Genomic DNA, 24387 nt, shown 5'->3' with positions numbered 1-24387 from the left:
AAGCAGGATTTAACTCGCTTTTTTGAGCTGCGCCTCACGCGCCGCCCGCAGCCTGGCGAAATCGTCACCGGCATGATGCGAGGAGCGCGTCAGCGGGCTCGACGCCACCAGCAGGAAACCCTTGGTCTTGCCGATCGTCGCGAAGGAGCTGAATTCCTCCGGCGTGACGAAGCGGATCACCGGGTGGTGCTTCTTCGACGGCTGCAGATACTGGCCAATGGTCATGAAGTCGACATTGGCCGAGCGCAGGTCGTCCATCAGCTGCAGGATCTCGTTGCGCTCTTCGCCGAGGCCGACCATGATGCCGGACTTGGTGAAGATCGACGGGTCGAGCTCCTTGACCCGCTGCAACAGCCGGACCGAGTGGAAATAGCGAGCACCCGGCCGCACCGTCAGGTAGTTCGACGGCACGGTTTCGAGATTGTGGTTGAAGACATCGGGCTTGGCCGCCACGACGATCTCCAGCGCGCCCTCCTTGCGCAGGAAATCGGGCGTCAGGATTTCGATCGTGGTCAAGGGCGTCGCTGCTCGGATCGCCCGGATAACCTCGGCGAAATGCTGCGCGCCGCCATCGGCGAGATCATCGCGGTCGACCGAGGTGATGACGACATGGGTCAGCCCCATCTGCTTGACGGCATGCGCGACACGCGCCGGCTCATCGGCATCGAGCGCGGTGGGAATGCCGGTGGCGACATTGCAGAAGGCACAAGCGCGCGTGCAGATCTCGCCCATGATCATGAAGGTGGCGTGCTTCTTTTCCCAGCACTCGCCGATATTGGGGCAGCCGGCCTCTTCGCACACCGTGACCAGCTTGTGCGACTTCACGATCTCGCGGGTTTCGGCATAGCCCTTCGACATCGGCGCCTTGACGCGGATCCAGTCGGGTTTGCGCAGCACGTCCTGATCAGGCTTGTGTGCCTTCTCGGGGTGCCGCAGGCGCGGCGCGTTGGCGATCGTGTCGAGAACAGTGACCATCTCAAACCTGACTTGTTGGCGTCTGCCCGTCGGCATTCGCCCTTCTGGCGTCATCTAGGGCTTTTCGGTGCAAAGAAAAAGGCTGCGGCGGCGCATGCCGCCACAGCCTTTTTCGCATAGCGGGGATCCAGAGCAATTCCAGGAAAAGTGTGACACGGTTTTCCGTCCGGAATTGCGTCAGAAGAACGAGATAAACGGCGAGCCGTTTTATCGGCGTATCAGCCGCCCGGCAAAGATCAGCAGGCAGGCGCCGATGAAGCCGGTGATCAGGTAGGCGAGCCAGCCGACACCGAAGGGTTCGATGTTGAGCGCCCTGAGAATTGCGTTCAGCACCACCGCGCCGACAATGCCCATAATGATGTTCATCAAGACGCCGGTATTGCTCTTCATGACCATCTCGGCCAGCCACCCGGCCAAACCGCCGATGATGATGGCCGCAATCCAGCCCACGCCATTCACGTCCATATGCCAACTCCTCCAGTGTCAGGTGAAAATGCATCCGGAAACGAACTGTCTGCCGTAAGGTTCCTCCGGCGCATGCGTCTGAGTCTCGCGGCAGCAATTTATCACGCGTTGAGCGCACGGCCATAGGCATCGAGCACGCTTTCCTTCATCATCTCCGACAGCGTCGGATGCGGGAAGATGGTGTGCATCAGTTCTTCCTCGGTGGTCTCCAGGTTCATCGCCACGACAAAGCCCTGGATCAGCTCCGTCACCTCGGCGCCGACCATATGCGCGCCGAGCAGCTGGCCGGTCTTCTTGTCGAAGATGGTCTTGATGAAGCCCTGGTCCTCGCCAAGCGCGATCGCCTTGCCGTTGGCGCCGAACTGGAAACGGCCGACGCGGATGTCCTTGCCTTCGGCCTTCGCCTTGGCTTCGGTGAGCCCGACCGAGGCGACCTGCGGGTTGCAATAGGTGCAGCCCGGGATCTTCAGCTTGTCTGTCGCATGCACGCCGGGGAAATTGGCGATCTTCTCGATGCAGACCACGCCTTCATGCTCGGCCTTGTGGGCGAGCATCGGCGGTCCGGCGACATCGCCGATAGCGTAGATGCCGGGCACATTGGTCTTGCCGTAGCCATCGATGACGACGCAGCCGCGGTCCGTCTTCACGCCGAGCGTCTCGAGGCCGAGATTCTCGATGTTGCCCTGCACGCCGACGGCCGAGATCATGCGGCCGGCGGTGATCTTCTCGACCTTGCCGTCCTTCATCTCGACATGGGCGGTGATCGAGTTGGCACCCTTCTCGACCTTGGTCACCTTGGCCTCGAGGATGATTTTCATGCCCTGCTTCTCGAACTGCTTCTGCGCAAATTTCGAGACCTCGGCGTCCTCGACCGGCATCACCGCCGGCAACAGCTCGACCACCGTCACCTCGGCGCCCATGGTGCGGTAGAAGGAGGCGAACTCGATGCCGATGGCGCCCGAACCCATGACCAGCAGCGACTTCGGCATCTCCTTCGGCACCATCGCCTCGAAATAGGTCCAGATCAGCTTGCCGTCCGGCTCGATGCCGGGCAGCGCGCGCGGCCGGGCGCCGGTGGCGAGAATAATGTGCTTGGCGGTATAGGTGCCCTCGCCCTTGACGCCCTTGGGCACCGGCGGCTGCGGCTCCATCGGTTTCTTGGCCGTCTTGGAGACGACGATTTCACCCGGCTTGGAGAGCTTGGCCTCGCCCCAGATAACGTCGACCTTGTTCTTCTTCATCAGGAAGGCGACGCCGCCATTGAGCCTCAACGACACTTTGCGCGAGCGGTCGACGACAGCGGCCGTGTCGGCGCTGACCTTGCCGCCTTCGAGCTTCAGGCCGTAGTCCTTCAGATGATCGGAATAGTGCATGATCTCGGCCGAGCGCAGCAGCGCCTTGGTCGGGATGCAGCCCCAGTTGAGGCAGATGCCGCCGAGATGCTCGCGCTCGACGATGGCAGTCTTGAAGCCGAGCTGGGCGGAGCGCACCGCCGTGACATAGCCGCCGGGGCCTGAGCCGATGATTATCACGTCGTAGGATTCAGCCACGGGGTTTCTCCCTGATTTTTCTCTAGAGTTCCAGCATCACGCGCACCAATGGCGCCAATGCCTCACCTATATTGCGCGTGTTTTCGGCATCGAGATGGACGCCGTCGATCGGTGTGGTCTCGGCCACCGTGCCGGCATCGAAAAAGCCGCAGCCGGCCTCGTCGGCGAGCGCGGAATATTGCGGCGCCAGCCGCTTCGAGGCCTCGTCGCCGCCGGCAAACATTTCCTTGAATTCGGCATTGTCGGTGCGGCTGACCGCGGGTGGCGCAACGATCAGGATTTGCGGCGCGGCCCAGTCGAACGGATAATCGTGGCCGCGTACGATGTCGATCAGCCGCTGCACGCCTTGCTTGGCCGCGACCGGATTGCCGTGGATCCAGGGCTTCATGTCGTTGGCGCCAAGCATGATGATGATCAGGTCGAGCGGCGCATGGCTGGTCAGGATCGTCGGCAGCACCTTGGCGCCATTGCGGTCGGCACCAGCCAGGTGATCGTCGAAAGCCGTGGTGCGGCCGTTCAGACCTTCGGCAATGACTTCGATATCATCGTCGCCCAGCGCCGCCTTGAGCACGCTCGGCCAGCGATCCTCCAGCGCATGGCGCCCGAGGCTTGCCGCGTCATAGCCCCAGGTCAGGGAATCGCCGTAGCAGAGGATCGTCTTCATGCACCCGCACCCGCCTCCGCCTTAAGCCCGCGCCGCACGCGCCATCCCACGAACAGCCACTGCACGATGACCGTGGCGATGCTTGGCAAAATCAGACCGGCGACAACGGGGAGATCGCCCGACCACTGGGCTTTGCCCGGCGGCTGAGAGAAGGTCCAGGCAATCAGCCCGATCCCGGCCAGCACGAACAACGCAACCCCAACAAGCCCCGTCAGATTGATCGCCCTTTGTAGGTTTGGCACCAATTGCGCGATGAAAAACGCCACCGTCGCAACGATAGAGACCAGCGCCGAGGCCATGAAGACAAGGATGAATTCCGAGTTCGCATTGGTGGCGATTGCCAGCCACAGCGCCACCAGCCCGCCGGCCAGGCCGGAAAGGATCAGGGCGAAAAGGCTGGTGACGAATTTCCGCACAGCCTTTCCTTCCTAGACCAGCATGCCCATCGGGTTTTCGATCATGCGCTTGAAGGCGACCAGAAGTTCGGCGCCGAGCGCACCGTCGACGGCGCGGTGATCGGTCGACAGCGTCACCGACATGATATTGGCGATTTTGATCTCGCCATTCTTGACCACCGGCCGCTGCTCGCCCGCACCCACCGCCAGGATCGTCGCATGCGGCGGGTTGATGACGGCGGCAAAGTCCTTGATGCCGAACATGCCGAGATTGGAGACAGCCGTCGTGCCGCCTTGATATTCCTCAGGCTTCAGCTTGCGGCTGCGGGCACGGCTCGCCAGATCCTTCATCTCGTTGGAGATAGTGGACAGCGTCTTTTCGTCGGCGTGGCGGATGATCGGCGTGATCAGGCCGCCGGGGATCGACACGGCAACGCCGACATCGGCGTGCTTGTGCTTGACCATGGCGCTTTCGGTCCACGATGCATTGGCATCCGGCACCGCCATCAGCGCCATCGCCATCGCCTTGATCACCATGTCGTTGACCGAGAGTTTGTAGACGGGAGCCTCGCCCTTGTCGGTCTTCTTCGTCGGAGCAGCCGCATTGATCTGTGTGCGCAGCGCCAGCAGCGCATCGAGCTCGCAGTCGAGCGTCAGGTAGAAATGCGGGATGGTTGTCTTGGCCTCGACCAGGCGGCGCGCAATGGTCTTGCGCATATTGTCGTGCGGGACGAGCTCATAGGACCCTTCGGCAAACAGCTTCAGCACCTGTTCGTCCGACATCGCCTTGGGTGCCGCAGCCGGAGCCGCAGGTGCCGGAGCGCCGGCAGGTGCGGCTTTCGCGGCCGGTGCAGCCTTGGCGCCACCGCCGGCAATCGCCGCCTCGACATCGGCCTTGACGACACGGCCATGCGGGCCGGTGCCGGTTACGGCGGACACGTCGACTCCGGCATCCTTGGCGATGCGACGAGCCAGCGGCGAAGCGAAGGTGCGCTCGCCTGACGATTGGCTGATCTCCCCCCTTGTGGGGGAGATGGCCGGCAGGCCAGAGGGGGGCGCGACAGACTGAGAGGTCGGCGGGGCAGCGCCCCCCTCTGTCGACTTCGTCGACATCTCCCCCACGGGTGGGGAGATTGACGCCTTATCCTGCTTGGCATCGGCTTTCGCGGGCGCGGCATCGCCACCACCCTTTGCCGCCGCCCCTGCATCCTCGCCTTCGCCGGCGAGAATGGCGATCAGCGCATTGACCTTGACGCCTTCGGTGCCGGCCGGAACGACCAGCTTGGCGACCGTGCCCTCATCGACGGCCTCGACTTCCATCGTCGCCTTGTCGGTCTCGATCTCGGCGATCACGTCGCCCGGCGAAACCTTGTCGCCTTCCTTGACCAGCCACTTGGAAAGATTGCCCTCTTCCATCGTGGGCGACAGCGCCGGCATGGTGATGTTGATTGGCATGATGTCCTCCCGACCGGCTCAGCGATACGTGACGGCTTTGACGGCCTCGATGACCTCGCCGACATTGGGCAAGGCCAGCTTTTCGAGGTTCGCCGCATAAGGCATCGGCACGTCCTTGCCGGCGATGGTGATGACCGGCGCATCGAGGAAGTCAAAGGCGCGCTGCGAAACCTGGTTGGCGATGTGGTCGCCGACCGAACTTTGCGGGAAACCTTCTTCGACCACGATCAAGCGGTTGGTCTTCTTCACCGAGGCAATGACGGTGTCGAGGTCGAGCGGACGGATGGTCCTGAGATCGATGATCTCGGCATCGATGCCCATGCCGCGCAGTTCGGCTTCCGCCTTGATGGCGTAGGTCATGCCGATGCCGAACGAGACGATGGTGACGTCCTTGCCCTGCTTGTGAATGCGCGCCTTGCCGATCGGCAGCACGAAATCATCGAGCTTCGGCACGTCGAAGGACTGGCCGTAGAGGATTTCGTTTTCAAGGAAGATGACCGGGTTCGGATCGCGGATCGCCGCCTTGAGCAGGCCCTTGGCGTCGGCAGCCGTGTACGGCATCACCACCTTTAGCCCGGGAATATGGCTGTACCAGGCGGCATAGCACTGCGAATGCTGGGCGCCGACGCGGGCGGCCGCACCGTTCGGTCCGCGGAACACGATCGGTGCGCCCATCTGGCCGCCCGACATATAGAGCGTCTTGGCCGCGGAGTTGATGATCTGGTCGATCGCCTGCATGGCGAAGTTGAAGGTCATGAACTCGACGATCGGCTTCAGGCCGGCCATCGCCGCACCGACGCCGACGCCGGCAAAGCCGTGCTCGGTGATCGGCGTGTCGACGACGCGGCGCGGCCCGAATTCCTGCAGCAGCCCTTGCGTGATCTTGTAGGCGCCCTGGTATTCCGCGACCTCCTCGCCCATGACGAAGACATCGCCGTCGCGGCGCATTTCCTCGGCCATGGCATCGCGCAAGGCCTCGCGCACCGTAGTCGAGATCATCTCGGTGCCGGCGGGAATATCCGGATCGGCGGCAGGTTTGGCTGCCGGAGCGGCGGGAACTGCCTTCGGAGCCTCGCCGGCATCCTGGGGAGCCGCCTTTGAGCCTTCCTCGGCTGCATCGGTCCGCTGACCGCCAGCGGAAATGGCATCCTGGGTGGAGGCAGGCTTGCCGCTCTTTTCGACGTCGCCTGCACTTTCCCCGTCCTGCAGCAACACGGCGATCACCGCATTGACCTTGACGCCTTCGGTGCCGGCGGGAACCACGATCTTGCCGATCGTGCCTTCATCGACGGCTTCGACTTCCATGGTCGCCTTGTCGGTTTCGATCTCGGCGATGACATCGCCGGCGACGACCTTGTCGCCCTCGTTCTTCAACCACTTGGAAAGATTGCCCTCTTCCATGGTCGGCGAGAGAGCGGGCATGAGAATTTCGATCGGCATGTCCTTGCCCTCCCGTTACAATACGATGTCGGTCCAGAGCTCGGACGGATCCGGCTCTGCGTCGTGCTGGGCAAATTCGGCGGCGTCGGCGACGATGTCGCGGACTTCCTTGTCGATGTTCTTGAGTTCGTCCTCGGTCGCCCACTTCTTGGCCGTCAGCCGCACCTTGACCTGCTCGATCGGATCATGATCCGAGCGCATCTTCTGCACTTCTTCCTTGGAGCGGTATTTTGCCGGATCCGACATCGAGTGACCGCGATAGCGATAGGTCTGCATCTCGAGGATGATCGGACCGTTGCCGGCACGGCACCATTCGGTCGCCTGATCGCCGGCGGATTTGACCGCACGCACATCCATGCCGTCGACCTGAATGCCGGGAATCTTGAACGAGGCGCCGCGATGCGAAAAATTGGTTTCGGCCGACGAGCGCGACACCGAAGTGCCCATGGCGTAGCGGTTGTTCTCGATGATGTAGATCACCGGCAGCTTCCACAGCGAGGCCATGTTGAAGCTTTCATAGACCTGACCCTGATTGGCAGCGCCATCGCCGAAATAGGTCAGCGACACATTGTTGTTGTCGCGGTAGCGGTTGGCGAAGGCGAGACCGGTGCCGAGCGAGACCTGCGCGCCGACAATGCCGTGGCCGCCGTAAAAATGCTTCTCCTTGGAGAACATGTGCATGGAGCCGCCCTTGCCCCTCGACAGGCCACCACGGCGTCCGGTCAGCTCTGCCATGACGCCCCGCGGTGACAGTTCCATCGCCAGCATGTGGCCATGGTCGCGATAGGCGGTGATCATCTGGTCGCCGTTGATCAGCGACATCTTCATGCCGGTGACGACCGCTTCCTGGCCGATATAGAGGTGGCAGAAGCCGCCGATAAAGCCCATGCCGTAGAGCTGGCCGGCCTTTTCCTCGAAGCGACGGATAAGCAGCATGTGCCGGTAGGCGGCAAGCTCCTCGTCCTTGGTGAAGTCGGCCGGCTTGGGGGCGGAAAGCCCCGTTGATTTGGCGGATGTCGATTTAACGGATTTGGCAGGCGCTTTTTTGGCGGCGGTGGCCATGCATCACTCCCTGTTGGCGTCTCTTCGCGGACACTAAAGCAGACCATGTCTGCTCCGGGGAGGATCAGCTCCTCCCCACCGATTGGAAGGAAGCTAACATGCGAGACCGCGTTTCGCCATGCAGAAAAACGCATGGCTGGCATGCGCCTAAACGCCCAGAATCGTTAGAGATAACAGCGATTAACCGAAATTCGATTATTTCGAATTGGCCGGCAGCATGATGGTGATTTCATCGGGCTGGGACAGATTGAGCGCCCGGCGTGCCTGCTCGTCGAGCATATCCTTTTCAAGCGTGCCCTCATGCATCAGCTGGACGCGCCGCTCCAGATCGATCCGGCGCGCCTTGATGGCATCGTACTTGGCCTGCAATTCGATGGTCTGCGCTTCGAGCTGATATTTGGAATTGATGCCGAACTCGCCATGATAGGCATGGAAGCCGAAATAGGCCAGGAACGCCACGCAAAGCGACGGGATGATCAGCCGGCCGGTGTTTCTCTGCTTGTGCTGGCGTGTCCACATGGTCGCAATCCTTTGACCGCCATTTGTCGCTCGATTGTGCTTAATGGACGGTTACGGACAGGTGCATTAGCCAGCGGCCGCAACGAAAAAGGGCGGGAAAATCCCGCCCTTCGTCGTTTTCGCCAGTTCGGCAGAATTTAAGCTTTGACCACCGACTTGCCGGCGTAGCGCGCCTGCTTGCCGAGCTCTTCCTCGATGCGGATCAGCTGGTTGTACTTGGCCATGCGATCCGAGCGCGACAGCGAACCGGTCTTGATCTGCCCGCAATTGGTGGCGACGGCGAGGTCGGCGATGGTCGAATCCTCGGTTTCGCCCGAACGGTGCGACATGACGGCTGTGTAGCCTGCCTTGTGCGCGGTCTCGACAGCGTCGAGCGTTTCGGTGAGCGAGCCGATCTGGTTGACCTTGACCAGGATCGAATTGGCGACACCCATGCGGATGCCGTCGCGCAGCCGCGCCGTGTTGGTGACGAAGAGGTCGTCGCCAACCAGCTGCGTCTTGTTGCCGATCAGGTCGGTCAGGTACTTCCAGCCCTCCCAGTCGTCCTCGGCCAGGCCGTCCTCGATCGAGATGATCGGATAGTCGGCGGCAAGCTTGGCCAGGTACTTGGCCTGCGCCTTGGGATCGCGGGTCTTCTTCTCGCCCTCATAGACGTAATTGCCGTCCTTGAAGAATTCGGTCGCCGCACAGTCGAGACCGAGCGCGATCTCTTCGCCCGGCTTGAAGCCGGCCTTCTCGATCGATTCCATGATGAAATCGAGCGCCACCGGCGCACTCTTCAGATTGGGCGCGAAGCCGCCTTCGTCGCCGACATTGGTGTTGTGGCCGGCATCCTTGAGCTTCTTGCGCAGCGTGTGGAAGATTTCGGAGCCCCAGCGCACGCCTTCGCGCAGCGTCGGCGCGCCGACCGGCAGGATCATGAATTCCTGGAAATCGATCGGATTGTCGGCATGCGCGCCGCCGTTGATGATGTTCATCATGGGCACCGGCAGCAAATGCGCCTTGGTGCCGCCGACATAGCGGTAGAGTGGCAGGCCGGCGGCTTCCGCTGCTGCCTTGGCGACCGCCAGCGAAACGCCGAGAATGGCGTTGGCGCCGAGCCGGCTCTTGTTGGGCGTGCCGTCGAGCTCGATCATGGTCTGGTCGATGTGGATCTGGTTTTCGGCTTCCATGCCGCCGATCGCCTCGAACAGCTCGCCATTGACGGCCTCGACCGCCTTGAGCACGCCCTTGCCGAGATAGCGGGCGCCACCGTCGCGCAGTTCGACGGCCTCATGCGCGCCGGTCGACGCGCCCGACGGCACCGCGGCGCGGCCCATCGAGCCGTCTTCGAGAACGACGTCGACCTCGACGGTCGGATTTCCACGGCTGTCCAGGATTTCACGCCCGACAATGTCGATGATGGCGGTCATTGCGATGTCCCCGATTGATCGATTGAAAGCGTCGCGCCCCTCTTATCCAAAGTGCCGCAAAAGGCAATCAGGAATGGCATGAAATAATAGCGACGATCGCCCCATGCGGCCAGGCCCAGGGGCCATGGGCGACGCCATCTGACGCAAACAACAACCCCTACCTGACCTCATATGTCTAGGCCCATGGGGCGGCTGCCCCTCCCCTTTTATCGCGGCAATGCCTTATCACGAATACCAGGCGGCGCACAAACTCCAGCCGATGCTTCAAAAGAGGCTACCGCCAACGTGATAAACTTCACAATGCAGAGAATTCGAAGATGTTAGGGTCACATCTACAACGCGAACTATTTGGCGACCACAGTGAAATGAACAAGCTTGAACTCTTTGGGGAGGCGGCAATGGCAGCGATTTCAGGTACTGGCTGGGAACTTCTTATTAGCCGCAAAGTCGAGCATATGAGGGGCACCAGACGCAGGACAGTTGGGACCTATAAAGTCTTTCACAACGGCACGGCAGTAACGGGTCTATCGGGGTTCGTGTGTGAATCTCGCGGCCCAGGCGACAATTCCAAAGAAGACAATGGCAGACGCATCGAACCCGGCACCTATCCACTGGCGACACAGGCCGGAGGCAAATATGTGACGATCGGCTACACTGGCGCCAAGACGCCACCCAAACCTGGACTCGAACTGCTGAAGACCAACAAGCGCACCGAAATCCTGATCCATCCGGGCGTCAATTTCCTGTCCAGCGTCGGATGCATCAACCCGACGAAGAAGGTGAGCGGTCCTCTTTCCGACATGGATTTCACGGAGAGCCGGACACGCGTAATCGCCCTCATCGACGATCTGAAAACCTTTGCCGGCGGTGGCTTCCCGAAAAGCAACGGCAAGCGAATTCCCAATGCTTCGGTGGTCGTCGAAGGCGAACCGGTGCTGTCGACCGAGAGTGTCGAGAGCGTGCTCGAAGCCGTTGCGGGCGATCCGAACAAGGGTTTGCCAGCAGCGGTCTTCCAGAAATTCGCGCCGAGACCGGCAAGCGGTTCCAAGCGAACAATCTATGACGGTTACATCGGCGCCTTTACCTCCCACAAAGGCCTCAAGACACTTGGCGATCATGGCGTATGCAACAATTATGATCGGCTGATGCATTTCTTCGCTCAAGCGGCGATGGAAACCGGTGGCTTCACCCTCATTCGCGAATCCCTGTCCTACACGACCGTGGCGGCAATCCGGAAAGCATGGAGGTCGCGAGCCGCGGGCAAGACCGATCAGTGGATCGAGGACAACCTGCTGCGCAAGCCGCAAGCTTTGGGCGACTGGGCCTATGGCGGCCGCATGGGCAATGTGAAAGGAACGTTGGACGGCTTCAATTTCCGCGGCGGCGGCACGTTCCAGACCACCGGGCGCGACGCGTACACGGCCAAGGGCAAGCTCGCCAAGGTTGACCTCGCCAATCATCCTGAACTGATCGAGGATCCGCAGACTTCGCTGCTCGCAGCTTGCGCCAAATGGAAAGGGTCAGGCTGCAATGCCTTTGCCGATGCCGGCCTGATCAAAAAGATCTCGCGCGCGATCAACGTCGGCAACGCCAATTCCGCCACGCAGGCCAATGGCGAAGCGGATCGGATCGCCTGGCACGAAAAGGTTTTCAAGGCGGTGAAGAATGCCGGACTCCTCGGCTGAGCATGCCTCGGATCACGTTCGACAACACCACGTCATCATAATTCAGAGATAACAATCTCTGTGTCGACTAGGATGGTGATGCGCGGGGCGAAACAGGAGGAGTTTCGCCATGTCCGAGTTGAGCGGTATCGTGAGTTTGTTCCTGATCGCGGCGGCGTTCCTGACGTCGTGCGATACGCAGCAGCCGCCAAAGGCGGCGACGCAGCTGTCCACGCTTTACGCAGCAGAATAGAAACTGTCGGGTTGCACTGAAAAGGCCCCCGTTTCGGAATTCGGGGGCCTTTTCACGTCAGGCGTCAGCGCAGCTGATCAATGCCAATACGGCGTGACCTTGTAGTAATCATAGGAAGCATCACGTGCGGCCTCGCCATCGGCGCCGGCCAGTTCATTGATCGAATAGGCGGGTGCTGCCTTCAGCTGCTCCTTCGAGAACGGCACGACATAGCCGCCCTTGTCCTCGTCATAGTCGAGGCTCGCCCACGGAATGGCGTGATACTTCTCGCCAATGCCGAGAAATCCACCGAACCCGATCACCGCGAACATGATGCCGTTCGACGTCTTGTCGAGCATGATGTCCTCGATGCTGCCGATGCTCGTGCCTTCGGTGTTGTAGACCGACGTGCCGATGACGCGCGAAGCGGCGATGGCTTCGGTGTGGCCTGTCTGGGTGGTCATGGCTGCTGCTCCTCATCTCGTTGATCGATACTTTGACAATGAGGTGCGCGGGCGAAAGTTCCCGTTTTTCGAGCGGCGGGGGGTTACTCCGCGAGGATGAACGTCACCTTCATGTTGACGCGATAGGCCGCGATCCTGCCGTCCTCGACGACGATCTTCTGGTCCTGGATCCAGGCGCCTTCGACGTTCTTCAGGGTCTTTGAGGCGCGCTCAATCCCCTTCTCGATGGCGTCCTGAAAGCTCTTTTTCGATGACGACGTGATTTCGGTGACGCGGGCGACGGACATGGCTTCCTCCTGCCAAGACGCTCATTTGCAGCAGCGAGCCTACAGCCGGCTTATGCCTTCCACAAGCAGGGCAGCGCGCGCGAGCGCCGTAGCCGAAACCATCAGCCTCGGTTCAGGTCAGCAAGCATTCTTGGCGATGCGGTCGAATGCCATCAGTCTTTCGAGCAGCGCCTGCATGTCCTTCAGCGGCAGCATGTTGGGCCCGTCGGAGGAGGTCGAATTGTCGGGATCCTGGTGGGTCTCTATGAACACGCCGGCGACGCCGACGGCAACGGCAGCCCGCGCCAGCGTCTCGACAAAGCGGCGCTCGCCACCGGAGGAACCGCCCTGCCCGCCTGGCTGCTGCACCGAATGGGTGGCGTCGAAAATCACCGGCGCGCCGATCTCGGCCATCACAGGCAAAGCCCGCATGTCCGACACCAGCGTGTTGTAGCCGAAAGACGCGCCGCGCTCGGTGGTCAGCACATTGAGGTTGCCCGAACCGGTGATCTTGGCCACCACGTTCTTCATATCCCAAGGCGCCAGGAACTGCCCCTTCTTGACGTTGATCACCTTGCCGGTCTTGGCGGCGGCGACCAGCATGTCGGTCTGGCGCGACAGGAAGGCCGGGATCTGCAGCACATCGACATGGTGCGCTACGATCGCGCACTGCTCCTCGGTGTGGACATCGGTCAGAATGGGAACCGAAAATTCCTTGCGCAACTCGTCGAACACCGGAAGCGCCGCGTCCATGCCGGCGCCGCGCGTTGCCGACAGCGAGGTGCGGTTGGCCTTGTCGTAGCTGGTCTTGTAGACGAGGCCGATGCCGAGCTTGCCGGTCAGTTCCTTCAGCGCGCCGGCCATGTCGAAAGCGTGCTGGCGCGATTCGAACTGGCACGGGCCGGCGATCAACGCCAAGGGCCCGCTGTTGTCGAAGACGACGTTGCCGACGGTTACCGACGAATTCGGCGCCAGCGAATTGGGCCCTTGCGGCTTGCTCATGGGGTCTCCCGGAAGATGAAAGCCGCGCCCTGTCCGGATGCCGGCTGCACGACGATTTCGTTGCCCGCTATATCGTGCCCGACGGCGTTGTCTGCAAGCAGCCTCGCGACAGCGCCGACACTGCGGACTGAAAAGACAATCGCGGCGAAGCGAACTCTTGTCGGCGCACCGGCCGGAATGTCGAAGCGCGCGGTGAAAGCCGCAGGATCCAGAACGGTCAGACGCGCATTCGGCAGGTCGAAGACCGCGCTGCTCTGCTGCTCCGAGCCAACCACTGTCGAGATCAGGCTGATCTGCGTGGAAGGCGCGTCGCTGACCGCGACGATTTCGGCAATGCCGGTCACGCCGTTGGTATGGGCCTGCAGTGCCGTACGGTCGATTTGAGGGGCGTTGATCCGCTCGCAAGCGAACAGAAAGGCGTCCATCGTCTCGGCGCCGGCGGCGAAAGCCAGTTTGAACGAGGCCATGTCGCTCTTTCCGGCCGTGTCGGTGAAGGCGCGGGAAAAGCTCAGTACGTCTCCCGCCGACAGGCCGGCTTTGATAAAGCGCGCATGGTCCGCATCGGCTTCGTCGGTGGCCAGCACCACGGCGGAAAAGCCCTCATCGCCCAGCCTGGCGCGATAGAGCCGGTCGCGCGCGACAAAGACATTGCCACCGGCAAATGCCTCGTCTGCAGCCTGTTCATTCCCGACCGCCAGCGGTTCGAGATAGGTGCCGTCGGCAAGGAAGACGCAGCAATTTTCGGTGCCGAAAGGGTGGATGCCGGTTGGTGCGACGATGAAGCCAAGCGATGTCAGCCGCGCCCGCGCCACGGCGAGGCTCGCCGTCGGCAACACAAGATGGTCAAGCGGATGGATCGTGCTGGTCATGCCGGCGCGGTGTGCATCATTCCGGAAATCGGTTCAAGGCCTCTTTCCAGCCCGATCAGGCCATCGCCACGACATCGGCCGAATAGCGCAATTCGCGCAATGGTTTGACCCGGCTGGTCGTCTCGGCATAGAGCGGGTGCGCCTTGTAGGCGGCAAGCGCGGCATCATCCTCGAACTCGGCATAGACGACCACGTCGATCGCATCCGACAGCGGATCGACCTTGGTGTTGAGCGTCACCTCGAAGAGGCTTGAATGCGGGATCTTGCCCAGCGCGAGCAAGCCCGTGCGCACGGCCTCGACATCGTCCTTGCGCCGCGCGCTGAAGAAAACGATATGCCGGATCACGCCTGCCTCCACGTTCGATTTGCGGCATGTTTTGTGTGAGCGGGACCGTCGCGTCAACCGCCACGATGTCGCGCCCGGCAATGCCGGCAGGCGACTTTGCAGAGGCGCAAAAAGCTAGGCTTTGCCGGTGACGTAGCGCACGACGCGCGACATCTCCCTGACCGTCGTGTCGAGATAGCGGCCCTGATTGTAGAGGCCGTCCCAGATCAGGAAAAAGGCGATGGCGACGATGACGATGACATAACGCATGGCTGAAACTAACGTATGTGGCTGTTCGTAACCATAGCGATTTCACCGAGGGCCGCGCTCTCCCGCGGATTCTGGCCTCGGGCCGGCAAGCTGGGCCAGCGCCGCGCGAAGCTTGCCTCTTGAAGTTTCGGCCAATGCCATGGAAGATTGTGGCGAAAATTCACGCAGGCAGCGGCATTCGCGCCTGGCGAATGAAAGTGGAGGATGTGGGGGCCGGCAGATCTTGCGCCGCCCCGCGGAAGTCCAGGGGGGTGTGAGATGGCTGTCAGGGAATACAAAGGCATCGGCGACGCCATCAGGCTGGACGAACTCAATTTCGCCGAGATCGTCAAGGGCCTGCCGGCCAAGGCGCGCATGGTGCTGTCGGCGGCAATGAAATTGCCGCGCGGTTCGCTGAAGGTGAGGATGCCGGATGGCCGGGCGGTGCTTGTCGGCGGCAATGGACCCGGGCCGGATGCCGAACTGGTGTTGAAGAACTGGCGCCTGCCCGGCCGTGCCTTTTCCGGCGGCACCATCGGCGTTGCCGAATCCTACATGGACGGCGACTGGGAAAGCCCTGATGTAACCAGCTTCCTCGAACTGTTCGTCGTCAACTCGGCCGTTGGGGAACGCATTGCCGGCGGCGCCAGCTGGCTCATCAACACGGTCCAGCGCATCCGCCACTGGTTTAACGAAAACACCCGCACAGGCTCGAAGCGCAACATCTCGGCGCATTACGATCTCGGCAACGCCTTCTACAAGCAATGGCTCGATCCCAGCATGACCTATTCGTCGGCGCTCTATGCGACCGGCGCCAACGACCTGGAAAGCGCTCAGGCCGCCAAATACCGCGCGCTGGCCAAGGATACCGGCATCGGCAAGAAGGACCATGTGCTCGAGATCGGCTGCGGCTGGGGCGGTTTTGCCGAATTTGCCGCGCGCGAGATCGGCTGCCGCGTCACCGGCCTGACCATCAGCCGCGAACAGCACGATTTTGCCAAGGCGCGCATCCAGAAGGCCGGGCTTGCCGACAAGGTCGAGATCAAGCTGCAGGATTACCGCGACGAAACGGGCACTTACGACCGCATCGCCTCGATCGAGATGTTCGAGGCGGTCGGCGAAAAATATTGGCCCGTATTTTTCGGCAAGATGAAGGCGTGCCTGAGGCCCGGCGGCACCGCCGGCCTGCAGATCATCACCATCAACGAGGCCGCTTACGACACCTATCGGGCGCGGCCGGATTTCATCCAGCGCTATGTCTTCCCGGGCGGCATGCTGCCGACGCCGTCGATCCTGAAGACGCTGGGCAGCGACCATGGCCTTTCCCATCTGCGCGAGCGCGTCTTTCCGGACGACTATGCCCGCACGCTTGCCGAATGGCGCAACCGCTTCTGGGCGTCGTGGGAAAAGATCGTCCCGCTCGGCTTCGACGACCGCTTCAAGAAGCTTTGGGAATTCTATCTCCACTATTGCGAAGCCGGCTTCAGGGCCAGCTACATCGACGTGCGCCAGGTGGTCTACAAGGCCTGATCCGAAGCGTGATTGAGCGGGCGTATGCCCGCTCGTTTTCCCTGTTACCTGCGCGTTTGCCTCAAAGCAGGATGCGATACTTCGCAAACCCGGATTCGCCCTCGCCGGCCGGCTCGATCTTGAGCGATTTCACTCCCGATATAAAATCCTTCGCTTTGGGGCCGGTCTCGAACACGACGCTGGTGCCGGGCAGCGGCGTGAACGACCAATTGTCGTCGGCCGAGGGGTTGATCGTGCCTTCGCTGACGACGTAGCGCACGATCACGTCGCGGTTGGTGTCCGGCGCCTCGTAGATGATCTTCGAGGCATTGATGTCGGGGAAATTGCCGCCACCGCCGGCGCGGTAATTGTTGGTGGCGACGACGAATTTCGCTGCCGGATCAATAGGCTTGCCGTCGAAGCTGAGGCCGAAGATGCGGTTCGAGCCGGCATTGGCGACGCCACCCTTGGCATCGTATTTCGGCAGCTGCGACAGGTCTATTCCGTAGCTGACGCCATCGATCACATCGAAATTGTAGGACGGGAATTCGGTGTCGATGAGCGCCTGGTCGGCCTTGCCCGGCTCGATCTTCCTGAAAATGCCGGCCGACATTTCCAGCCATTCCTTCACTTGCGCGCCGGTGATTTCGACGGCGCGCACCGTGTTCGGATAGAGATAGAGGTCGGCGACGTTCTTGATGGCGATGTCGCCCACCGGCACGTCGGTATAGTAGTCGGCGCCGTTGCGCCCGCCGGCCTTGAAGGGTGCGGCCGCCGACAGCAGCGGCACGTCCTTCCACTGCGTGCTTTTCAATATGTCCTTGAGGTACCAGCTCTGCGCCTGGTTGACGATCTGCACCGACGGATCATCGGCGACCAGCGCGAAATAGGAATAGAGCGGCGCCGAGGTCTTGCCGACCGGTCGGCGGACATAGGCAAGTGTCGCCTCATGGTCCGCCTTCAGCGCATCGACGACGCGCTGGTCGTCCGCCACCGTCGGCTTGTTTGCCTTGTCGACGCGCTCGTAGATCGGCCTTGCCTCGGATGTGGCCGAGGCTACGCGCCATTTCGATCCGTCCCGTTCCAGAAGCAGATCGATCAGTCCCATATGCGAGCCCCAGAAACCGCCCATCACGGCGGGCTTGCCCTGCAGCGTGCCTTTCTCGGTGTCGACGCCTTCGAGCGCCTGAAAATCCTTCTTGCCGGGGAAGACGAGATGCTGATGGCCGGTGAACACCGCATCGATGCCTTCGACGCCGGCGACGAAGAAGGAGGCGTTCTCCATGCCGTCGCCCTGCTTGATATCGATGCCGGAATGCGAGAGCGCGATGACGATGTCGGCGCCCTCCTCCTTGATCTGCGGCACCCATGCCCTGGCCGCCTCGACGATGTCGCGCGTCCTGACATTGCCTTCCAGGTTCTTCAGGTCCCAGACCATGATCTGCGGCGGCACGAAGCCGATGATGCCGATCTTGATCGGCTGCTCGACGCCCGACCCGTCCTTGATCTTCTTGTCGAGGATGACATAGGGCTTGAGGTAGAGCTTGTCGTCGCGCGGGTTGGCGGCAAGCTCGGTGCCGCGGATCAGATTGGCGCAGACGAAGGGGAAATTGGCTCCGGCCAGCACCTTGTCGAGGAACGACAGGCCGTAATTGAACTCGTGATTGCCGAGCGTCGAGCATTCATAGCCCAGCAGGTTCATGCCCTTCATGATCGGATGCAGATCGCCTTCCTTGAGGCCCTTTTCATAGGCGATGTAATCGCCCATCGGATTGCCCTGCAAAAGATCGCCATTGTCGATCAGCATCGCATTGGTGGCTTCCTTGCGCACCGCCGCGATCAGTGACGCCGTCCGCGACAGGCCCATCGTGTCGTTGGCTTTGTCTGCGTAGTAGTCGTAAGGCAGCACATTCACATGGATGTCGGTGGTCTCCATGATCCTCAGATGCGCCTGATTGGCCTGCGCGCGGGCGGAAAACGGATGGAGCATGATCAGCGCCCCGCTGGCGGCCGTACCGGCAAGAAAACTACGGCGGGAGACGGGGTAATTGAGATGCGGCATTGGTTTTCCTTCCCAGCGACGTGACAAGATCCCAGCCCCGGGCGGAAGCTTCGCGCCGAAAACCGGCCATGTCCATCGGGAAGTCAGTCGATCAGCTAAAGGTGACGGCTGGATGAATATCCTTGGCCGCGGTTGAGAACCTCAGCCCTTGTTATCATCGCCCTGGGTGATCAGCCGCGCGCTGCGCTGGCCGGTGAAATAGATCCATAGCCAGCTAAGCGACACCGAGAGCCGGTTGCGAAAACCGATCAGGAAGTAGATATGCGCCACGCCCCACAGCCACCAGGCAAGCCATCCCGTGAGCTTGATCGAGCCGAAATCGATCACGGCTGCCCACTTGCCGATCGTCGCCAGGTCGCCGGCATGTTTGTAGCGGAAAGGGCGCGGCGCGCTATCGCCGGCCAGCCGCGCCCTGATCGTCGCGGCAACATGCTTGCCCTCCTGCTTGGCCGAGGGCGCCACGCCGGGCACCGGTTTGCCGTCCGGCCGCAAGACATGCGCTGTGTCGCCGACGACGAAGATCTCCGGACTGTTCGGCACGGTCAGATCGGGCTCGACCATTACCCTGCCCGCCCGGTCCACCGGCGCGCCCAGCCACTCTCCCGCGGGCGAAGCCGCTACGCCGGCGGCCCACAGGATGGTTCGCGCCGGCAGATGCGTCTCGCCAAAGACGACGCCTTCGGCATCGAGGCGCGTGACGGCGCGGCCAAGCTCGACCGTGACGCCCCGCCGCTCCAGCGCCTTGCGCGCATAGTCGGACAGCTTTGGCGCGAAATTGGCTAGGATCCTGTCTCCGGCCTCCACCAGCACCACACGCGCCTCACGCGTGTCGATGTTGCGGAATTCGCCGCGCAGCGTTTCATGCGCGAGTTCGACAATGGTGCCGGCAAGCTCCACGCCGGTCGGGCCGCCGCCGACGATGACCAGTGTCAGCAGTGCCTGGCGCTTGGCCGGATCGGTCTCGCGCTCGGCCTGCTCGAAGGCGAGCAGGATGCGCCGGCGAATGGTGGTTGCGTCTTCAAGCGTCTTCAGCCCGGGCGCGAAAGGCTCCCATTCGTCGTGGCCGAAATAAGCATGACGCGCGCCGGTGGCGAGCACCAGCGTGTCGTAGGGAACAGAACTGCCGTCCTCAAGCAGCACGCGTTTGCCTGGACGGTCGACGCCGGTGACGTTGCCGAGCAGGGTCGTCACGTCCTCGCGCTTGCGCAGCAGATGACGGATCGGCCAGGCGACTTCCGAGGTCGCCAGCGAGGTGGTCGCCACCTGGTAGAGCAGCGGCTGGAAAAGGTGATGGTTGCGCTTGTCGATCATGGTGATGCGCACGGGTGCGCCGGCCAGCGCCCGGGTAAGTTCGAGACCGCCGAACCCTGCGCCGACGACAACGACATGATGGCTGGTTTCACTCATCGCATTCACCCCTGTTTGTCTCCCTTTATCTAGTGATTTTTGTGCACCGCAACAATGTCGCGGCGAGCTAGATTGCCGCTTAAGGCTGCCCAGGACTCGTCGCCGGATGTCGCGAATGCCTATGTCGGCAAGCATGGACGGGTATAGCCTTGCAGGGCTGGAACCACGGGAGTGAAGCATGGCCAACGACGATGACAAAGATGGCAAAGGGCGGGCGCAATATTCTTCGCCGCCTTGCTTCATGCACGAACTCGATCCGGAATTTCGCGCGCCATTGACCGACTGGACCGATGTGCGCCGTTGGCGCAAGGCCGAGCGCGAGCGTCTGATCGCGGCACGGTTGGCGGTTTCCGCCGATGCGCGGGTGGCGATGTCGCGGGCTATCGCCGAAGGGCTCGACGCGGCAATCGGCGACATTGCCGGCCGCATGGTCAGCCTCTATTGGCCGTTTCGCGGCGAGCCGGACCTGCGGCCGTGGATGGCGTCGATCAACGAACGCGGCGGCCGCACGGCGCTGCCCATCGTGATCGAGAAAGGCCAGCCGCTGATCTTCCGCGCTTATGTACCCGGCGACCGGCTGGAAAAAGGCATCTGGAACATCCCGATCCCGGCCGAAGGCGAGCCGGTGCTGCCCGACATCGTCATCTCGCCGATCGTCGGCATCGACCCGCGAAACTACCGCCTGGGCTATGGCGGTGGCTTCTTCGACCGCACGCTGGCTGCCATGCCGTTCAAGCCATTGGTCATCGGCGTCGGCTACGAACTGCAGCGCATAGCCACCATCTACCCGCAGCCACACGACATCCCGATGGACCGGCTCGTCACCGAGGCTGCTCAGGGCTAGGCCAGTTCCGGCTTCATCCCCATCGCCGTGCGATCGACGATCTCGCGCAGGGCAAACGACGAATTGATCTTGGTCACGTGCGGCATCGCCGACAGCCATTCCTTGTGGATGCGCTCATAGTCGACCAGGTCCTTGGCGGCGATGCGCAGGATATAGTCATATTCGCCCGACATCAGGTGGCAGGACAGCACATTGGGGCAGCGCTTGATCGCCGCCTCGAAATCCGACAGCGTCTTTTCGAATTGTCCCGACAGCGATATGTGCACGATCGCCGTCATCTGGTGGCCGAGCGCTGCGTTCGAAAGCCGGGCGTGATAGCCGCGGATGGTGCCGGATTTCTCCAGATTGTCGAGCCGGCGCGAACAGGCCGACTGCGACAGGCCGACCCTTTCGGCGAGCGCCGCATTGGGTATGCGGCCATCCTTCTGCAGTGCCTCGAGAATGGCGATATCGATCCTGTCGAGCGGCATTTCTCGTGATTCCTGCGAAATTTCCTTGATTTCGCGCAACGATTATCGAAACGCGTGACCCCGCGCAAGCGCATTCGCAAACACCTGCGCAACGATTCGTGGTTCACTCGGTTGATACAGGGAACGAGCCCGAAGGGCCGGATCAGGAGAAGACTATGCGCGTCGGCTGCCCCAAGGAAATCAAGAACCACGAATACCGCGTCGGCCTGACGCCGGGCTCCGTCCGCGAATATGTCGCGCATGGCCATGAAGTGCTGGTCGAAAGCGGCGCCGGCGCCGGTATCGGCGCCGATGACAATGCGTATCGCGCCGCCGGCGCCACTATTGCCAAGAGTGCCGCCGACGTGTTCGCCAAGTCCGACATGATCGTCAAGGTCAAGGAGCCGCAGCCCAACGAATGGGCGCAGCTGCGCGACGGCCAGATCCTCTACACCTATCTTCACCTGGCCCCGGATCCGGAGCAGACCAAGGGCCTGCTCGCGTCCGGCGTCACCGCAATCGCCTATGAGACCGTAACCGACGACCGCGGCGGCCTGCCACTCTTGGCGCCGATGTCGGAAGTTGCCGGCCGCCTGTCGATCCAGGCCGGCGCGACCGCGCTGCAGAAGGCCAATGGTGGCCGCGGCGTGCTGCTCGGCGGCGTGCCCGGCGTACTGCCCGGCAAGGTCACCGTGCTCGGCGGCGGCGTCGTCGGCCTGCATGCCGCCCGCATGGCGGTCGGCCTCGGCGCCGACGTCACCATCATCGACCGCTCGATCCCGCGCCTGCGCCAGCTGGACGACCTCTTTACAGGCCGCGTCCACACCCGCTACTCCACAGTCGAGGCGCTTGAGGAAGAATGCTTCTCGGCCGACATCGTCGTCGGCGCCGTGCTCATCCCGGGTGCTGCTGCACCCAAGCTGGTGACCCGCGAAATGCTGTCGGGCATGAAGAAGGGCTCGGTGCTGGTCGACGTCGCTATCGACCAGGGCGGCTGCTTCGAGACTTCGCACGCCACCACCCATGCCGAGCCGACCTATGAGGTCGACGGCGTGATCCATTACTGCGTCGCCAATATGCCGGGCGCCGTGCCGGTGACCTCGGCGCACGCGCTCAACAACGCGACGCTGCATTATGGCCTGCAGCTGGCCGACAAGGGCCTGAAGGCGCTGGTCGACGACCACCATTTGCGCAACGGCCTCAATGTCCACAGGGGCAAGATCACCAATCGCGCCGTCGCCGAAGCACTCGGCTATGAGCTGGTCGAACCGAAAGTGGTTCTGGCGGCCTGACCAGACCTGGCATTTTTGCCTCCCTCACCCGCCGGTTGTGCCGGCGGGTTTTTTATTGGCCGCGTGCTCACAAATTGCGGGCTCTAAGGCAACATCACGGCGAAACGGCCCGGCTTGGCGGTGCTTTTGCCTGCCGATGTGGCATTTTTGTCATTCCAATATTGGCGAGCGTCCTGTTAGAACACGGACGGGTTTGTTCTTATGCTAAGGGGCTAAAATGTTCATCTCTGCTAAATCCGTTCTTCTCGGGGCCGTTTCGGCAATGGCTTTGATATCGGTAGCGCATGCCGCCGATGTTGTGCAGCCAGTGGAAGAACCTGCCGGTTTCAACTGGAGCGGCGCCTATGTCGGCATCGGCGGCGGCTTCGGCGCCACCGTGCATCGCATCAGCGTCGACCCGGTGATCGACTTCAACGGGATCGGCGGCAACGGCGTGTTTGGCGAAATCACCGCCGGCTACGACTATATGGTCTCCGAGCGCTTCCTGCTTGGCGGCTTCATCGACGCCAACATCGGGAATATCGGTCCGTCGATCAGCCTTCCGGGCGCTGATATCGACCTGACGAACGCTTATGGCTTCGACGTCGGCTTGCGCGCCGGCTATCTCTTGAACCCCGATACGCTCGGCTATGTGCTCGGCGGCTACACCTGGAACCATTTCAAGCTCGAGGGTTCGGGCTTTGCCGACGGTCTCGATTTCACGGAGAACCGTGGCGGCTATGTCGTCGGCGTTGGCATGGAAACCGTGCTGCGCGGCAACTGGACGATTAAGACCGAGTACCGCTACGCCAACTATGGCGACGACTCGGTGGCTGACCTCGGCATTATTGGCGGCCCGGGAACCTCTCTGGATGTCGAGCCATCCAGCCACACCTTCCACATCGCGGCCAACTACCGCTTCGGCGCCCAGAATGGCGGCGGGGCCTCGTTTGCTGCTCCGACCTACAACTGGACCGGCTTCTATGTCGGCGGCGCGCTTGGCGCCGGCACGGTGGTACATGACCTGACGCTGGGCGGTGCCCTCGAGTTGGATGGCATCGGTGGCGAAGGCGTGTTCGGCGAGGCGAGCATCGGTTACGACCATGATTTCGGCGGATGGGTCGCCGGCGTGCTGCTTGATGCCCGCTATTCCGGCATTCGCTCGAAGCTGGATCTCTTCGGCGGCTCCATTAAGGGCGATGCCGACTATGGCTTCGATGCCCTGGCCCGCATCGGCGCCAAGGTCAACGAGTCGACTCTGGCCTATGTCCTCGGCGGCTATAGCTGGCAGCATTTCGACCTGCATGCCTCCTCGCCCGTTGGCGACATCATCGACTGGGGCTCGAGCGGCTTCTCGGTCGGCGGCGGCCTGGAAACGGCCGTCTCCAGCAACATGACGCTGGGCCTCGAATACCGCTATTCGCAGTATGAGAAAGAGGATTTCGGTTCGGGCGGCTTCCTCACCGACGAGCCTTCTTTCCAGACCGTTCGCCTTGGCGCGAAGTATAAATTCAACTAAAAGCCGCTCCGGCAACGTCAAAGCCCGTCGGTCAATTCCGGCGGGCTTTTTCTTTGCGCAAAACCTGACATCGGCATTGAACAGGCCGGCGGACAACAAAAAAGCGGAGCCAAAGCCCCGCTTCCTCGGTCGTCGAGATCCCCGCCGGTTCATCCGCGGTCGGCAATCCATCGACGCTGGTTTTTAGCGCGAGAATGCGACGGGAGTACGACAAGTCCCAACCGGCATCGGCGTGAGTCGCCATGCCGGCGACAATCGCGATGCTGTGTGAAGTGCTTCACATCCGCCATTCGAAAAGCATGCGCAGACAGAGCTGCC

General features: G+C 62.0%; 25 protein-coding genes. 6 read left to right on the top strand and 19 right to left on the bottom strand.

The features are described 5' to 3' along the window. Positions 1 to 9: 9 nt before the first annotated feature. The 10 genes from lipA to eno form a co-directional block, all read right to left on the bottom strand. Positions 10 to 975 (bottom strand): lipoyl synthase, encoded by a 966-nt coding sequence (gene lipA, locus NKI31_RS14025; RefSeq protein ID WP_352651856.1) that lies wholly within the window; start codon positions 973 to 975, stop codon positions 10 to 12. A gap of 207 nt (positions 976 to 1182) precedes the next feature. Continuing rightward, positions 1183 to 1440, bottom strand: coding sequence for a GlsB/YeaQ/YmgE family stress response membrane protein (locus tag NKI31_RS14020; protein ID WP_023668920.1), 258 nt, complete (start codon positions 1438 to 1440; stop codon positions 1183 to 1185). Between the two features lie 101 nt (positions 1441 to 1541). Continuing rightward, positions 1542 to 2990, bottom strand: a complete 1449-nt coding sequence (gene lpdA / locus NKI31_RS14015) for a dihydrolipoyl dehydrogenase (RefSeq protein ID WP_023825582.1) — start codon at positions 2988 to 2990, stop codon at positions 1542 to 1544. 22 nt (positions 2991 to 3012) lie between these two features. Next, a complete protein-coding gene (locus NKI31_RS14010) occupies positions 3013 to 3654 on the bottom strand; it encodes an SGNH/GDSL hydrolase family protein (protein ID WP_023748668.1) in 642 nt (213 codons plus the stop codon). Next, entirely contained in the window at positions 3651 to 4070 is a 420-nt protein-coding gene (locus NKI31_RS14005; RefSeq protein WP_023748669.1) for a hypothetical protein, read from the bottom strand. Before NKI31_RS14005 ends, NKI31_RS14010 begins: the two co-directional genes overlap by 4 nt. 12 nt (positions 4071 to 4082) lie before the next feature. Beyond that, entirely contained in the window at positions 4083 to 5504 is a 1422-nt protein-coding gene (locus NKI31_RS14000; protein WP_023668916.1) for a pyruvate dehydrogenase complex dihydrolipoamide acetyltransferase, read from the bottom strand. 18 nt (positions 5505 to 5522) lie between these two features. Continuing rightward, the gene (locus NKI31_RS13995) at positions 5523 to 6944 is read right to left on the bottom strand and encodes a pyruvate dehydrogenase complex E1 component subunit beta (protein WP_023668915.1); all 1422 of its coding nucleotides are present in this window, start codon (positions 6942 to 6944) and stop codon (positions 5523 to 5525) included. Positions 6945 to 6959: 15 nt separating this feature from the next. Further along, positions 6960 to 8006 (bottom strand): pyruvate dehydrogenase (acetyl-transferring) E1 component subunit alpha, encoded by a 1047-nt coding sequence (gene pdhA, locus NKI31_RS13990; protein ID WP_023668914.1) that lies wholly within the window; start codon positions 8004 to 8006, stop codon positions 6960 to 6962. 195 nt (positions 8007 to 8201) lie between these two features. Next, the gene (locus tag NKI31_RS13985) at positions 8202 to 8525 is read right to left on the bottom strand and encodes an FtsB family cell division protein (RefSeq protein WP_023682560.1); all 324 of its coding nucleotides are present in this window, start codon (positions 8523 to 8525) and stop codon (positions 8202 to 8204) included. Positions 8526 to 8662: 137 nt separating this feature from the next. Next, positions 8663 to 9937, bottom strand: a complete 1275-nt coding sequence (gene eno, locus NKI31_RS13980) for a phosphopyruvate hydratase (RefSeq protein WP_023682561.1) — start codon at positions 9935 to 9937, stop codon at positions 8663 to 8665. A gap of 638 nt (positions 9938 to 10575) precedes the next feature. Here eno and NKI31_RS13975 point away from each other — a divergent pair. Together NKI31_RS13975 and NKI31_RS13970 are read left to right on the top strand one after the other, a co-directional pair. Further along, positions 10576 to 11622 (top strand): glycoside hydrolase family 19 protein, encoded by a 1047-nt coding sequence (locus tag NKI31_RS13975; RefSeq protein WP_352651855.1) that lies wholly within the window; start codon positions 10576 to 10578, stop codon positions 11620 to 11622. A gap of 109 nt (positions 11623 to 11731) precedes the next feature. Further along, positions 11732 to 11854, top strand: a complete 123-nt coding sequence (locus tag NKI31_RS13970) for a hypothetical protein (protein WP_023688444.1) — start codon at positions 11732 to 11734, stop codon at positions 11852 to 11854. Between the two features lie 77 nt (positions 11855 to 11931). Here NKI31_RS13970 and NKI31_RS13965 read toward each other — a convergent pair whose 3' ends face one another. The 6 genes from NKI31_RS13965 to NKI31_RS13940 form a co-directional block, all read right to left on the bottom strand. Further along, positions 11932 to 12297, bottom strand: coding sequence for a PRC-barrel domain-containing protein (locus tag NKI31_RS13965; RefSeq protein WP_023668909.1), 366 nt, complete (start codon positions 12295 to 12297; stop codon positions 11932 to 11934). Positions 12298 to 12380: 83 nt separating this feature from the next. After that, positions 12381 to 12584, bottom strand: a complete 204-nt coding sequence (locus NKI31_RS13960; protein WP_023668908.1) for a dodecin family protein — start codon at positions 12582 to 12584, stop codon at positions 12381 to 12383. 117 nt (positions 12585 to 12701) lie between these two features. Then, the gene (gene kdsA, locus NKI31_RS13955; protein WP_352651854.1) at positions 12702 to 13565 is read right to left on the bottom strand and encodes a 3-deoxy-8-phosphooctulonate synthase; all 864 of its coding nucleotides are present in this window, start codon (positions 13563 to 13565) and stop codon (positions 12702 to 12704) included. After that, positions 13562 to 14434, bottom strand: coding sequence for a VOC family protein (locus NKI31_RS13950; RefSeq protein ID WP_352651853.1), 873 nt, complete (start codon positions 14432 to 14434; stop codon positions 13562 to 13564). Before NKI31_RS13950 ends, kdsA begins: the two co-directional genes overlap by 4 nt. A gap of 55 nt (positions 14435 to 14489) precedes the next feature. Then, on the bottom strand, positions 14490 to 14780 hold the full coding sequence (locus NKI31_RS13945) for a Dabb family protein (RefSeq protein WP_023682566.1): 291 nt from the start codon (positions 14778 to 14780) through the stop codon (positions 14490 to 14492). A 114-nt stretch (positions 14781 to 14894) separates the two neighbouring features. Next, positions 14895 to 15029 (bottom strand): hypothetical protein, encoded by a 135-nt coding sequence (locus NKI31_RS13940; RefSeq protein ID WP_023688440.1) that lies wholly within the window; start codon positions 15027 to 15029, stop codon positions 14895 to 14897. A 258-nt stretch (positions 15030 to 15287) separates the two neighbouring features. On the opposite strand from NKI31_RS13940, the gene NKI31_RS13935 reads away from it, so the two are divergent. Then, entirely contained in the window at positions 15288 to 16538 is a 1251-nt protein-coding gene (locus NKI31_RS13935) for a class I SAM-dependent methyltransferase (RefSeq protein WP_352651852.1), read from the top strand. 61 nt (positions 16539 to 16599) lie between these two features. On the opposite strand, the gene NKI31_RS13930 is transcribed toward NKI31_RS13935, so the two are convergent. Continuing rightward, entirely contained in the window at positions 16600 to 18579 is a 1980-nt protein-coding gene (locus tag NKI31_RS13930; RefSeq protein ID WP_352651851.1) for a bifunctional 2',3'-cyclic-nucleotide 2'-phosphodiesterase/3'-nucleotidase, read from the bottom strand. 141 nt (positions 18580 to 18720) lie between these two features. Continuing rightward, positions 18721 to 19986, bottom strand: a complete 1266-nt coding sequence (locus tag NKI31_RS13925) for an NAD(P)/FAD-dependent oxidoreductase (protein ID WP_352651850.1) — start codon at positions 19984 to 19986, stop codon at positions 18721 to 18723. Between the two features lie 178 nt (positions 19987 to 20164). Between NKI31_RS13925 and NKI31_RS13920 the strand changes: the two genes are divergently transcribed. Continuing rightward, positions 20165 to 20830, top strand: coding sequence for a 5-formyltetrahydrofolate cyclo-ligase (locus NKI31_RS13920; RefSeq protein ID WP_023818868.1), 666 nt, complete (start codon positions 20165 to 20167; stop codon positions 20828 to 20830). On the opposite strand, the gene NKI31_RS13915 is transcribed toward NKI31_RS13920, so the two are convergent. Continuing rightward, positions 20827 to 21300 carry an Lrp/AsnC family transcriptional regulator gene (locus NKI31_RS13915; protein ID WP_023668897.1) on the bottom strand — a complete coding sequence of 158 codons (474 nt, stop codon included), beginning with the start codon at positions 21298 to 21300 and terminating at the stop codon, positions 20827 to 20829. The genes NKI31_RS13920 and NKI31_RS13915 overlap by 4 nt on opposite strands. A gap of 155 nt (positions 21301 to 21455) precedes the next feature. Between NKI31_RS13915 and ald the strand changes: the two genes are divergently transcribed. Beyond that, positions 21456 to 22571, top strand: coding sequence for an alanine dehydrogenase (ald, locus tag NKI31_RS13910; protein ID WP_023713244.1), 1116 nt, complete (start codon positions 21456 to 21458; stop codon positions 22569 to 22571). 262 nt (positions 22572 to 22833) lie between these two features. Beyond that, on the top strand, positions 22834 to 24069 hold the full coding sequence (locus NKI31_RS13905; RefSeq protein ID WP_352651849.1) for an outer membrane protein: 1236 nt from the start codon (positions 22834 to 22836) through the stop codon (positions 24067 to 24069). Positions 24070 to 24387 lie beyond the last annotated feature (318 nt).

It is taken from the genome of Mesorhizobium sp. M0659, from assembly GCF_040320605.1.
In the GTDB taxonomy this organism is placed as follows: domain Bacteria; phylum Pseudomonadota; class Alphaproteobacteria; order Rhizobiales; family Rhizobiaceae; genus Mesorhizobium.
Note: the sequence above shows the minus strand (reverse complement) of the source record. Positions and strands in the feature narration are given on the sequence as shown.